Origin of the sequence: Paracoccus nototheniae (assembly GCF_004335005.1) — a bacterium.
Lineage (GTDB): Bacteria > Pseudomonadota > Alphaproteobacteria > Rhodobacterales > Rhodobacteraceae > Paracoccus > Paracoccus nototheniae.
Genome location: NZ_RQRT01000036.1, coordinates 1 through 13,134, shown reverse-complemented (window position 1 = coordinate 13,134; position 13,134 = coordinate 1). Strand labels below are relative to the sequence as shown.

12 protein-coding genes are annotated in these 13,134 nt (G+C 68.8%); 10 read left to right on the top strand and 2 right to left on the bottom strand.

From position 1 onward, the window contains the following. The first annotated feature begins 7 nt into the window (after positions 1-7). The 9 genes from EG885_RS13420 (at position 8) to EG885_RS13385 (ending at position 10,166) form a co-directional block, all read left to right on the top strand. Positions 8-1,678, top strand: a complete 1,671-nt coding sequence (locus tag EG885_RS13420) for an IucA/IucC family protein (RefSeq protein ID WP_131575404.1) — start codon at positions 8-10, stop codon at positions 1,676-1,678. Then, positions 1,668-4,475 carry an IucA/IucC family protein gene (locus EG885_RS13415; RefSeq protein WP_131575402.1) on the top strand — a complete coding sequence of 936 codons (2,808 nt, stop codon included), beginning with the start codon at positions 1,668-1,670 and terminating at the stop codon, positions 4,473-4,475. Before EG885_RS13420 ends, EG885_RS13415 begins: the two co-directional genes overlap by 11 nt. Further along, positions 4,472-5,713, top strand: coding sequence for a DUF6005 family protein (locus EG885_RS22740; RefSeq protein WP_165571137.1), 1,242 nt, complete (start codon positions 4,472-4,474; stop codon positions 5,711-5,713). Before EG885_RS13415 ends, EG885_RS22740 begins: the two co-directional genes overlap by 4 nt. Beyond that, positions 5,710-6,510, top strand: a complete 801-nt coding sequence (locus EG885_RS13410) for a sugar phosphate isomerase/epimerase family protein (RefSeq protein ID WP_165571136.1) — start codon at positions 5,710-5,712, stop codon at positions 6,508-6,510. Before EG885_RS22740 ends, EG885_RS13410 begins: the two co-directional genes overlap by 4 nt. 104 nt (positions 6,511-6,614) lie before the next feature. Then, positions 6,615-7,103 carry an SspB family protein gene (locus tag EG885_RS13405; RefSeq protein ID WP_131575398.1) on the top strand — a complete coding sequence of 163 codons (489 nt, stop codon included), beginning with the start codon at positions 6,615-6,617 and terminating at the stop codon, positions 7,101-7,103. A 6-nt stretch (positions 7,104-7,109) separates the two neighbouring features. Continuing rightward, positions 7,110-7,997, top strand: a complete 888-nt coding sequence (locus tag EG885_RS13400; protein ID WP_131575396.1) for a dihydrodipicolinate synthase family protein — start codon at positions 7,110-7,112, stop codon at positions 7,995-7,997. Between the two features lie 96 nt (positions 7,998-8,093). After that, positions 8,094-9,488, top strand: coding sequence for a class II fumarate hydratase (gene fumC, locus EG885_RS13395; protein WP_131575394.1), 1,395 nt, complete (start codon positions 8,094-8,096; stop codon positions 9,486-9,488). Positions 9,489-9,715: 227 nt separating this feature from the next. Further along, the gene (locus tag EG885_RS13390; protein ID WP_131575392.1) at positions 9,716-9,904 is read left to right on the top strand and encodes a DUF4169 family protein; all 189 of its coding nucleotides are present in this window, start codon (positions 9,716-9,718) and stop codon (positions 9,902-9,904) included. Beyond that, complete coding sequence (locus EG885_RS13385; RefSeq protein ID WP_131575390.1) at positions 9,897-10,166, top strand: ribbon-helix-helix domain-containing protein; 270 nt, start codon at positions 9,897-9,899, stop codon at positions 10,164-10,166. Before EG885_RS13390 ends, EG885_RS13385 begins: the two co-directional genes overlap by 8 nt. An 89-nt stretch (positions 10,167-10,255) precedes the next feature. Here EG885_RS13385 and EG885_RS13380 read toward each other — a convergent pair whose 3' ends face one another. Both EG885_RS13380 and EG885_RS13375 read right to left on the bottom strand, forming a co-directional pair. Further along, positions 10,256-10,639 carry a PaaI family thioesterase gene (locus tag EG885_RS13380; protein WP_131575388.1) on the bottom strand — a complete coding sequence of 128 codons (384 nt, stop codon included), beginning with the start codon at positions 10,637-10,639 and terminating at the stop codon, positions 10,256-10,258. A 108-nt stretch (positions 10,640-10,747) separates the two neighbouring features. Then, positions 10,748-11,614, bottom strand: a complete 867-nt coding sequence (locus EG885_RS13375) for an NAD(P)-dependent oxidoreductase (protein WP_131575386.1) — start codon at positions 11,612-11,614, stop codon at positions 10,748-10,750. Between the two features lie 138 nt (positions 11,615-11,752). Between EG885_RS13375 and EG885_RS13370 the strand changes: the two genes are divergently transcribed. Then, positions 11,753-13,134, top strand: a 1,382-nt coding sequence (locus tag EG885_RS13370) for a penicillin acylase family protein (RefSeq protein WP_131575384.1), incomplete at its 3' end; no start/stop codon positions are given.

Genomic DNA, 13,134 nt, shown 5'->3' with positions numbered 1-13,134 from the left:
GGCGTTGATGACCCTGTCCGTCCCCCCCTGCCCGACCCCGTCCCCAAGGCCCGACCCCGCTGCAGAAACCGATCCCGATGCCGTGGCCGCGCTGGCCAGCCTGCGCGCCCTGCTGATCTGTCAGCAGCGGGAACTGGGCGCCCGGCTGGACCATCTGCTGGTCGAAGGCGGCGCCATCCGCATCGATGTGGCCATGGCGATGGCCTCGGGCCTGCCGCCGCTTGGGGCGCTGACATGGAACGGCCCTCCGGGCAGCCGCGCGATCAGCGCGGCGGAGGCGCTGGAGATGATCTTGCGGCAGCTGGGGCGCGATCATGGCGCCCAAGGCAAGGCGCTGGCCCGCAAGACCCGCGCCAGCCGCGCCCGGATCGCCACGCTGGTCGCCGCGCGTCAGGCCGAACGCCAGCCCTCCGACGATTTCCTGACCGCCGAACAGGCGGTGATCTTTGGCCATTGGATGCATCCCTGCCCCAAGACCCTGTCCGGCATGACCCTGCCCGAGGAACGGGCGATGACCCCCGACTGGCGTGGCGCGCTGCGCCTTCACGCGCTGTCGGTGCCGCTGCAGATGCTGCAGGCGACTGCGCCGGATCTGGCGCGCGCCCTGCCGGGGATGGATATCGACCCCGGACCGGGCCGGGCGCTGCTGCCCGCCCATCCGCTGACCTGGGACCGGGCGCGGCGCGATCCGCAGATCGCCGAATTGCTGGACCGGGGCGCGATCCGCGATCTGGGTCCGGTCGGCCCGGGTTGGTGGGCGACCTCATCCGTGCGCACGCTGTGGCGGGGCGACAGCCCGTGGCAGATCAAGGCCTCGCTGCCGGTCACGATCACCAATTCGCAGCGGGTGAACAAGCGGCACGAATTGCTGGCGGGGGCTGCCATGTCGGCACGCACACAAGGGCTGGCGGGACGGTTCGGGCCGCTGCGGCTGATCGGCGATCCGCATTGGATGACGCTGGCCCTGCCCGACCGCCCCGAATCGGGGTTGGAGGTGATCCTGCGCCAGAACCCATATCGCGGCGCACGGGGGGGCCGGGTGCTGCAGGTCGCGGGTCTTGTGGCGGAACCGCTGCCGGGCCGCAGCTCGCTGCTGGCGCAGGTGATGGCGGGGCATGATCCCGCCGCATGGTTCGACGCCTATCTGGATTGCGCGGTGGCGCCGCTGCTGCGCCTCTACGATGCGACCGGCATCGCGGTCGAGGCGCATCAGCAGAACGCCCTGCTGGACCTGACCCTTGGCCTGCCAAGCCGCTGCGACATCCGCGACAATCAGGGCTTTTATGTCGCCGATGACAGGGCCGACGACGCCCTGCGCGCCATTCCCCAACTGGTCTATCCCCGTGCCGATGCCGAGGATGCGCTGGCCTACAGCCTGATCGTCAATCAGGTCTTCGGCGTCATTCACCGCATGGCGCTGGACGGGCTGTGGCCCGAGGATCGGGCTTTGCGCGCGCTGGCCGTGCATCTGGCGGGCCTGTCGCGGCTGCCGGGGCATGGGGGTGCTTTGGCCGGGCGCTGGCTGTCGCAGCCGCATCTGCCCGCCAAGGGCAACCTGCTGACACAGCTGGGCGGCGTCGATGAACTGCTGATGCCCGACGAACGCGCGCCGATGATCCGCGTGCCCAATCCCCTGCCAGCCCTCATCGCCCACAAGGCCCTGCGCCATGTCGCCTGAGAGCCGCCCCGAAACCCGCGCCCTGCGCCAGACGATCGAGGCGCTGGCCTTCGAGGGCATCCTGCACCCCGTCCGGGGCGGCTGGATCATCGGCGGGCTGGCGATCCGCGCGCCCCACCGCCTGCAGGCCAGCGGTCGCGTCCGACTGCTTGGTAATCCCTGCGACGATCAGGGCCGCCCGGTCACCATCGGCGCGCTTGGCCGGGGGCTGGCGGCGGCGGGCCATGACCCGCAGACCCTGCTGCGCGCCATGCGGCGCAGCGCGCGGTTCCTGCGCGCGGCAGGTCCGGTCGCGGCGAACCGCCTGCGCCTGACCGATCTGGCGCTGGAGGCCGCGCTGATCGAAGGGCACCCCTATCACCCCGGCTTCAAGGCCCGCACCGGGTTTTCCGACGCCGACAACGCCGCCTTCGGCTCCGAGGGCGCGGCCACGATCCGGCCCCTGTGGCTGCATGTCGATCCGGCGCTGGTGACGCGGACAGGCAGCGATCCTGCTGCAGGCTGGGCGCCGCCCGGCGCGATCCCCGTCCATCCCTGGCAATGGCGACAGATGCAGGCCGACCCCACGGTCCGCGCGCTGCTGGCCGAGGGGCGGCTGGCGCCCCTGACCAACGAGGGTCCGGCGATGCAGGCCACCGCATCCTTGCGGACGCTGGCGGCGCGGGACGGCGGCGATCATCTGAAACTGTCGCTTGGGGTGGGCGTGACCTCGTCCCGGCGCGATCTGGTGCCGTGGTCGGTGGCGGTGGCGCCCGCGATCTCGGACTGGCTGGGCCGGGTGGTGGCCAGCGATCCGGCGCTGGCGGGGCTGGCGATCCTGCCCGAACATGGCGCGGTGATCGTCGCACGCGGGGCGCTTGGCGGCAGGCTGGCCGCGATCCGGCGCAATCCGCCGCCCGTCGGCGCCGTGCCGCTGTCGGCGCTTGGCCTGCGCGAACCGGACGGCCGGCCCCTGATCGCCGACTGGCTGGCCCGGCATGGCACGCGGGCATGGGTCGGCCAGTTGCTGGCGGTGCTGCGGCCGGTCTGGCATCTGATGACCCATCACGCCATCGCGCTGGAGGCGCATGGCCAGAACCTGCTGATCACCCATGACGACGGCTGGCCCACCGGCCTTGTGGCGCGCGATTTCAGCGAAAGTCTGGAATATGTGCCACGCCTGCTGGCCCGGCCCGATCTGGCCCCCGATCTGGGCGCGATCGAGCCTGACATCGATCAGGCCCCGCCCGGCACCTATCACCGCATGGCGGGGTCGGCGGATCTGCGCGATCTGGTGATGGATTGCCTGATCACCCATGTCCTGTCCGATCTGGCCGATCTGCTGCACGACACCGGCCTGATGCCCGAGCCCGCCTTCTGGCAACTGGCCCGCGCCGCCCTGCCCACCATCGCGCCCCATCCCACCGACGCGCCCCTGTTTCCCGCCGAAAGCCTTGCCGCGCGGCTGCTGGGCCATGACGCGACCCATCTTGTTCCCAATCCGCTGAAAGGCCCTGCCATGTCCGCGATCTTCCGGCTGAACGATGTCACCGTCGATCCCTTTGCCCCAGAAGTGCCCGACCTGATGGCCGGGCGCGATCCCGACCGGACCCGCATCGCGCTGCATCTGCCCGACAGCGCCGCCTGCCTGTCACAGATCCTGCGGCTGCGGGCAGCGGGGGCCTCGTGCCATCCGATCCACCCCGAGGTTCCGGCCCAGCAGGCCCGCGATCTGGCCCGGCGGGCGGGCTGCAACCTGATGCTGACGAAAGGAGGGCTGCAGGATCTGGGGCAGGACGCGCCCCACGCGCCGGGCGGGGTGCTGATCCAGACCAGTTCCGGCACCACCGGCGCGCCCAAGATCATTGCCCGCAGTTGGGCCGCCATCCAGACCGAGATCGACGCCTATCTGCGCGCCTTCCCTCAGGCAGCAGGCATGACCCCGGTGATCGCAGCGCCGGTCACCCATTCCTATGGGCTGATCGCGGGGGTGCTGGTGGCCCAAGCGCGCGGCCATGTGCCGGTGGTGCTGGACGGCGCCAATCCGCGCGCGATCCTGCGCAGGCTGGCGCAGATCCCCGACCCGCTGATCTATGCCGCCCCCCCGCTGCTGCATGTGCTGGCCCGGCTGGCTGGTCCCCGCAAGGGGGGCATGGGTGGCCTGCACGCGGCCATGTCCTCGGGGACCGTGCTGCCGCAGCCATGGTTCGACGCGATCCGGGCCGCTGCCGGGCATCTCTTCCAGCAATATGGCTGTTCCGAGGTGGGATGCCTGTCCATCGCCCCCGATCCCCGCACCCCCGAGGATATGGGCGCGCCCCTGCCCCATATCCGCCTGACCGCCGGAACCGACACGCCCGACGCCATCGTGGTCCATGGCGCGGGCGCGCCGGTCCAGACCGGCGATCTGGGCGTGATCGACGCGCGCGGGCATCTGATCTTTGCCGGGCGCGGGGCCGAGGTGATCGATGTGGCGGGCCTGAACGTCTATCCCGCGCAGATCGAGGCCGTGGCCCTGTCCCTGCCGGGCATCGCCGATGCGGTTGCCTTTGCCATCCCCGATCCTGTCGCCCATCAGCGTCCCGCGCTGGCCTATGCGGGCGACGTGTCCGAGGCCGATCTGGACGCCCATCTGACCGCCCGCCTGTCCGCGCGCCAGCGCCCGGCGCGGCTGATCCGCCTGCCCTCTCTGCCGCGCGGCGCCAATGGCAAGATCGCGCGGCGCGATCTGGCCACCACCCTGCTGCCCCCCGCAACGCTATCCGAAACCAGCCCCGCTGCATCCCCCCTGCCGGACCAGAAAGAGGCCGCCCGATGACCGATCCCCGCCCCATCCCGACGCCCGAGGCCGCGATGGCCTGCCTGCGCGCGATCCTTGCCGGACCGATGGCCAATCCCCGCATGGCGGCCTTTGGTCCCGCAGCGCGCTTGGGCCATGACCTTGGTCTTGATTCCACCGCGCTGATGACGCTGATGCTGCATCTGGACGAACAGGGCATCGCCATGGCCGAGGATACGTTCGACCGCGCGCCCGGCCTGACGGTGCAACAACTGGCCGAGGCTCTGGCGGGCGTCACCCCGGCGAAGACCGACGACGAAGACCCCATCGACATCAAGGTCCATTGCGTCGTCAGCTGCCTGTGTCAGGCGCTGAAGGATCGCGGCGGGATCGACCACCGGCCCCTGTATCTGGGCCTGTGGGACGGGCAGGTGATCATCGACGACCGGATGCGCCTGTCCTATCACGCGCCGGATATCGATCATGGCTTCTACCTGCATTGGGCGGAACAGCTGTTCGGGCTGCAGGTCACGCGCTGGTATGACGATGCAGCCCCCAAGGCGGTCAATCTGGATCATCTTCACGCGCTGCTGGCCGGGTGGCGGCCGGGGCAATATGTCATGCCGATGATCGACATGGCCCTGCTGCCGCAGCGCGACAACAAGTTCGCGCAAGACCCCTTTCCCCATTACGCCCTGCTGGAACCCACCGCCGATCCCGACACATGGCTGATGCGCGATCCCGATTTCCGGTGGGAGGGGCCTTTGCCCGCCAGCGATCTGCGCGCGGCCTTTCTGCGACCCACCGTTGCGGGTGGCTTTGCCTTTGACAGCGCCTTGGCCCATCCGGCAACGCCGGATGCCATCGCCCGGATGTATCACGCGACCTTCGACCCGCAGGCCACGCCGCTGATCGACGGCATCCGGCGCATCCTTCAGGCCCATGTCGCGGACCTGCCGCGCGCCGATCTGGAACCGGCCTTGCGCGAACTGCCGGTCATCGCCATCCGCAAATACGCCTATGAACATGCGCTGGCGATCCTTGGCGATATCGAGGGCGCGGATCATGACGCGTTCGAGGAATGCTGCGACCGGATCGCCGCGCTGCATGGCGGGCTGAACGCCGTCCATCTGCGGGCCGTGGCCTTTGCCCGCACGGGCGACGGCTGCGATCTGATGCAGGCGTTGCAGGATCTGGACCGGCTGGCCACGCTGGAACGCGGCATCAAGGCGACGCTGGCGCAATGGTTCGACCGCTGGCAGGGCGCGGGCGCATGAGGATCAACGCCGCCTCGGTCGCCTTCCGGCATCTGACGGTCAGCGCCCGGGATCTGGCCCGCTATACCTTGCGCGAGGGCTTTGACGGGCTGGAGATCTGGGCCCCCCATGCCCGCGCGCTGACCGCCGAATGGGCGGCCCTGCCGCAGCGCCCGGCGGTGCCGATGCTGGCGGGCTATCTGCCGGTTGGCACGCCTGCCTTTCAGCGCACCGAGGCTGCGGCCCTGCTGGCGCTGACCCGTGACTGGGGCGCGCCGCGGCTGCGGCTGTTCGCAGGCGCGACCGGCAGCGCCGATGCGGACCCCGACGGGCGCCGGGCAATCCTGCGCGATCTGTCCGGCGTGGCCGACATGGCCCGCGATCTGGGTGTGACAATCGCCATCGAGACCCATCCCGGCACGCTGGCCGACAGCCTGCCCGCGACGCTGGATCTGCTGGACGCGCTGGATCACCCCGCGGTGGGGATCAATTTCGACGTGCTGCATGTCTGGGAATCGGGTGCCGACCCCGTGGCGGCACTTGCCCGGCTGGCGGGCCATGTCGATCATGTCCATCTGAAATCCGTCACCGCCCGCGACCGCCTGTCGGTCTTTGACCCCACCAATGTCCATGACCCGCAGGGCCGGCGCGACGGCATGTGCCCGCTGATGGCGGGCGCGCTGGATTACGGCGCGATCCTGCCCGCCCTGCCCCGTGATGCGCAGGGCACTCTGGAATGGTTCGGGCCGAAACCGGCGGCGACCATGGCCGCCGACCTGCGCGCCCTGCGGCGGGCGCTTCTGGACCGCGCCGCCTGACCGGCAAGGGGGATGCGCGGCCTAATCCCGGCCCTGCCCCCTTGCCCCCCTTTTCATCGCCGGTCATATGCCTATGCTTGGACGGGGACAGGAAAGGGGACGGCATGGCGCGGCAGGGTCTGGATTACGGCGGAATGATGCATCGCGCGATGCAGGGGCTGATCGCCGAGGTGCTGCGCAAGGTCGCCGCCGACGGGCTGCCGGGCGAACATCATTTCTTCATCACCTTCGACACCCGTGACGAAGGGGTCGAGATGGCCGCATGGCTGCGCGACCGCTATCCCGAGGAAATGACCATCGTCATCCAGCACTGGTTCGACAACCTGACCATCCAGCCCGACCATTTCACCATCACCCTGAACTTTGGCAACCAGCCCGAGCCGCTGAAGATCCCCTTTGACGCGCTGCGCACCTTCGTGGACCCCTCGGTCGAATTCGGCCTGCGATTCGAGACGCAGGACAGCGACGAGGATGATGACGACGAGGATGCCGAGGCCGACGCCGAATTCCAGCTGGATGTTCCCGATGACGGCGACGACAAGCCCCCCTCGGGCGGCGGCGAGGTCGTGCGTCTGGACCGCTGGCGGAAATAACCCGCGATGACCATGCGCGGCCTGTCGGCCTTTCCGATCACCCCCACCGACGAACAGGGCCAGCCCCTGACCGCCGATCTTCGCCGCCTGATCCTGCGTCTGGCGCGGGCAGGCGTGGACAGCATCGGCGTGCTGGGATCGACGGGGGGCTATGCCTATCTGGACGCCCATCAGCGCCGCACGGTCGTGGAAACCGCCCTGGAGGCTGCAGGCGGTCGCGTGCCGGTGATCGCGGGCGTGGGGTCGTTGCGCAGCGACCTCTCGGCCGGACTGGCGCGGCATGCGGCGGATGCGGGCGCGGCGGGGCTGCTGCTGGCGCCCATGTCCTATACGCCGCTGACGGAAGACGAGGTGTTTCACCATTTTCAGACCGTGGCGGACGCATCCGATCTGCCGATCTGCATCTACAACAACCCCTCGACCACGCATTTCACCTTTTCGAACGCGCTGCTGGCGCGTCTGGCCCGCCTGCCCACGGTCACGGCGGTCAAGATGCCCCTGCCGGCAAACGGCGATTTCACGAACCAGTTGGCGGAGCTGCGCGCCGATCTGCCCCAGGGCTTCATCATCGGATACAGCGGGGACTGGGGCTGTCCCGATGCGCTGCTGAACCACGCGGATGGCTGGTTCAGCGTCGCGGCGGGCCTGTGGCCCGACCAGACGCTGACCCTGTCCTGCGCGGCCGGATCGGGCGACCGCTCTGAGACCGGACGCTGGCAGGCCCGCTTTCGCCCGATGTGGGATCTGTTTCAGGCCCATGGCAGCCTGCGCGTGGTCCATGCCTGCGCCCGACTGATGGACCTGACCGATGCGCAGCCACCCCGCCCGATCCTGCCCCTGCCGGAAAGCCTGACCCCCAGCCTGCGTGCCGCCATGCGGGCGCTGGACGGCTAGGGCTGCGCCTGTTTGCGCCAGCATACCATGGTATGCGAATTGCCTATTGCCGCCCCGACCGCTACAACCCCCACGAAACCGTGAGGGAGCGACCCGATGACCATGACCCGCACCGAAACCGACAGCTTCGGCCCGCTGGAGGTTGACGCCTCCAAATACTGGGGCGCGCAGACTCAGCGTTCCATCATCAACTTTCCCATCGGATGGGAACGCCAGCCGGTCCCGATCATCCGCGCGCTTGGTGCGATCAAGCTGGCCGCCGCCCGCGTGAACCGCGCCACCGGCGATCTGCCCGGGGATCTGGCGAATGCGATGGAACAGGCCGCGACCGAGGTGTTTCAGGGCAAGTTCGACGACAACTTCCCGCTGGTCGTCTGGCAGACCGGATCGGGCACGCAATCGAACATGAATGCCAACGAGGTCATCTCGAACCGCGCGATCGAGATCATGGGTGGCCAGCTGGGGTCCAAGAAGCCCGTCCACCCCAACGATCACTGTAATATGGGCCAGTCGTCCAACGATACCTTCCCGACCGCGATGCATGTGGGCATCGCCATGCAGGCCCGGGACGTTCTGCTGCCCGGTCTGGACAAGCTGGCCACCGCGCTCGAGGCGAAATCGGCCGAGTTCAAGGATATCATCAAGATCGGCCGCACCCATACGCAGGATGCGACGCCGCTGACGCTTGGTCAGGAATTCGGCGGCTATGCCCATCAGGTCCGCAAGGGGATCGAGCGGGTGAGCGCCTGCCTGCCCGACATCTATGAACTGGCGCAGGGCGGCACCGCCGTCGGCACCGGGCTGAACACCAAAAAGGGCTGGGACACGGCGATCGCGGCGGAAATCGCCACGATCACCGACCTGCCCTTTGTCACCGCGCCCAACAAGTTCGAGGCGCTGGCCGCCCATGACGCGATGGTCATGTTCTCGGGCGCGCTCAAGACGGTGGCGGGATCGCTGTTCAAGATCGCCAACGACATGCGCCTGCTGGGATCGGGCCCCCGGTCCGGTCTGGGAGAGCTGATCCTGCCGGAAAACGAACCCGGATCGTCGATCATGCCCGGCAAGGTCAACCCGACCCAGGCCGAGGCGCTGACCATGGTCTGCGCGCATGTCATGGGCAATGACGCCGCCGTGGGCTTTGCCGGATCGCAGGGCCATTTCGAGCTGAACGTCTATAACCCGATGATGTCCTATAACGTGCTGCAATCGATGCAGCTTCTGGGCGACGCGGCCAGCAGCTTCACCGACAATATGGTGGTGGGCACGCAGGCCAACGTCAAACGCATCGACCAGCTGATGCGCGAATCGCTGATGCTGGTGACCGCGCTGGCGCCCACGATCGGCTATGACAACGCCACCAAGGTCGCCAAGACGGCGCATAAGAACGGCACCACGCTGCGCGAAGAGGCCATCGCCCTGGGCTTCGTCGATGGCGAGACCTTCGACCGCGTCGTGCGCCCGGAAGACATGATCAGCCCCAAAGGCTGACGTCCAAGGGCGGCGCGCCGGACACCCCGGCGCGCCGCCTCCCGACCCGTAATAGCGAAAACCAGATCGCCCGGCATGGGCCGCGCCGCCAGCGCACAGGCAGAAAGACAAACCCGGCTGACAGGACGGTCCCGGTTCCGGCCTGTCCATTGCGCCCTCTTGCCACTTTCCGGTTCCGCGCCCAGAATGCCTGCAACCCCCAAGGGCATCCCCGGAAAAAGCACGCCATGACCCGGATCATCAACCTGCGTCAGGCCCGCAAACAGCGCGCCCGCACCGAAAAACGCCAGCAGGGCGATACCAACGCTGCCCGCCACGGCGAACCGAAACCCCTGCGCGACGCAAGGCTGGCCGAAGCCCGCCGCGCCGACCGGATCCTCGATGCCCACCAGACACCGCAGGATGGCGATGATTGATCTGCCGGCGATGACCCCGCCGCTCAAGCGTTCGGTGACGATCGACGGCCACCGCACCTCGGTCTCGCTCGAAGATCCGTTCTGGAAGGCCTTGGCAGTCGAGGCCATGGCTCTCGACATCACCCGCAGCACGCTGATCGGCCGCATCGACCATGCCCGCCCCCCAAATGTGGGACTGGCGACCGCGTTGCGGCTGTTCGTGATCGACGCGGTGCAGCGCCGTCTGACCCTTCAGCTTGGCGACACTATCCCCGGGGGGTGAATTGGCCGCAGGCCAAGAGGGGGGCAGGCGGCCCCCTTCCCTCCACCCGCAGACCACCTTCCCGATCAGCGCGCCGAACCGCGCCCGGATCAGCGAATATTCACATGGGTCGAGGTCAGATCCAGCAGCAGCTGTCCCGCATCATCGCGGACTTCGGTGCGCACGGTGGACATCGCCTGCCCCCGCAGCACCCACCGCGCCCGCGCCACCAGATGCCCCTCGCGGCGATTGGCCAGCAGATGCGCGTTCAGGGTCAGGGCGACGGGGAAATTGTCCATCCCCTCCTGCGGCTGCTCGCCGCCCAGCACAAGGCTCATGGCGACGACATCCGCGAACCAGATCAGCGCCCCCGCCTGAACCGAGCCAAGCGAGTTCACAACGCCCTCGGCGATCAGCATCTCTCCCTCGGCCTCATGTTCGTTGACGCCGGTGATTTCGAATTCGATCTGGCCGCGAATGATGCGTTCCGACATGCCTTGCTTCCTTTCCGCTTCGCGCCCGCGCGGCACTCCGCGCGGGACGCAGACCTGCGGGAAGGCGCGTCGCCGCGCCGCACAGGCCGTCCTATCCTTGCGGTGCCCCTATCGGGTCAACCGCGCGATCAGCGACGAGGTGTCCCACCGGCCCCCGCCCATCGTCTGAATGTCCTTGTAGAACTGATCCACAAGGGCCGTGACCGGCAGGGCGGCGCCCAGTTCATCCCCTGCCTTCAGGCAGATCGCCAGATCCTTGCGCATCCAATCGACCGCAAATCCATGGCCGAACGTCCCATCGGCCATCGAGGCATGACGGTTGACCATCTGCCAGCTTCCCGCCGCCCCCTGACTGATCACCTCGACGACATCGGTCACGTCCAGCCCCGCCTTCTGTGCGAATGCCAGCGATTCCGACAGCGCCTGAACCAACCCCGCGATCGCGATCTGGTTGCACATCTTGGTCATCTGTCCCGCGCCCACCGGCCCCATCCGGCGACAGATCTTGGCATAAGCGTCGATCACCGGGGCGGCGCGGTTGAAATCGGCAGCCTCGCCGCCGCACATCACGGATAATTGCCCGCCCTCGGCCCCCGCCTGCCCGCCGGACACCGGCGCATCGACATAGGCGATGCCCGCCGCCGCCGCGATTTCGGCAAGTTCGCGCGTGACCGCCGCGGACACGGTGGTGTGATCGACAAAGACCGCACCCGCCGACATGCCCGCGAATGCCCCGTCATCGCCCAGACAGACCTGCCGCAGATCGTCGTCATTGCCCACGCAGGCCATGACCAGATCCGCGCCCGCCGCCGCCTCGCGCGGGGTCGGCGCGGCAGCGCCGCCATGCTTGGCCACCCAAGCCTCCGCCTTGGCGGCGCTGCGGTTATAGACGCTCACCTCATGGCCCGCCGCCGCCAGATGCCCGGCCATCGGAAAGCCCATCACGCCCAGTCCCAGAAATGCCGTCTTGGCCACATCAGTCTCCCTCAGTTTTTTCACAGGCGCGGATGCGTTGAACTGGCCGCGCGGCTGTCCTATGCAACACACCACCATCCACGCGCTGCGGGGTCAACCCGCGCCGCCGCCCTCCCGCCGCCCGAGGACCTGCCCCGCATGCTGATCTTGTTTCGCTGGCTTCTGCGGCTGACCATCGGCCTGATCGTGCTGATGGTGCTGTCGGCGGGGCTGATCTGGTATTTCGCCATCCGGTCGCTGCCCGATTACACCGCCAGCTATCGGGTGGAGGGCATCGCGGCGCCGGTCGAGATCGTCCGCTCGACCGAGAATGTGCCGCATATCTTCGGCCAGTCCGACGAGGACGTGTTCTTTGCCCTTGGACTTGCCCATGCGCAGGACCGGCTGTTCCAGATGACCCTGCTGCGCCGCGCGGCCCAGGGGCGGCTGGCCGAGGTGCAGGGCCCCCGCGCCGTGGCCGCCGACGATCTGGCCCGCAGGCTGGGCCTTTACAGCAGCGCCCGCGCCTCGCTGGACGCGCAGGACGCGGACACCCGCTCCGCGATGGACGCCTATGCCGCAGGCGTGAACCAATGGATCGGCATCGTGAATGCCGATGCGATGGGCCGGGGCGCACCCGAATTCTTCCTGTTCCCCGATGTGATCACCTTTTGGCAACCGACCGATTCGCTGGCGATCCTCAAGCTGCTGGCCGCCACCGGCTCGGGCGCCGCCGCGGACGAGATCCTGCGTGCCCGCCTGTCGCTGGCCTGGCCGGATCAGGGGCCGCAGATCGTGGCCCGCGCAGGTCTGCCTGCCGAACTGCCCGCCTATGACAGTCTGTTCCCGGGCGCACGGCTTGGCGCCCCCGAACGGCGGCTGGACCCGGCAGCCCTGCGCGATCCCTTCACCTTTCTCGATCCCGGCCAGCCCATCGGCGGCAATGCCTTCGCCGCCGAGCCGCAGCGCACCGCGGCGGACGCGTCGCTTCTGGCCAATGATCTGCATGTCGGGCTGACGGTGCCCTCGCTGTTCTACCTGGCGCGGCTGCAATTGCAGGGCGGCGGCGTGATCGGCGCCACCGTGCCCGGCCTGCCGCTGGTCCTGTCGGGACGCAATCCCCGGCTGTCATGGGGCGTGACGCCGCTGGATCTGGACAATGCCGACATCGCCATCGAAGAGGTTCAGCCCGGCAATCCCGACCGCTATCGCGGCGTGCAGGGCTGGACCCGCTTCCAGACCCGGACCGAGGTGATCCGCGTGCTGGACGCCCCCGCCCGCACCATCACGCTTCGCGATACGGCCAACGGGCCGGTCGTTCCGGGCCTTGATCCGGGTCTGGGCGATGTGACACCCATCGGCCATGTGGCGGCGCTGCGCTGGACGGGCCTGTCGCGGCAAGACACCACCATGTCGGCGCTGATGGGCCTGATGCGCGCCCAAAGCCGCGATCAGGCAGCCCGCACGCTGGCAGGCGTCGTGGCCCCGGCGCTGAATGTGACTCTGGCCGATCGCAGCCGCGTGACCCACCTGACCGCCGG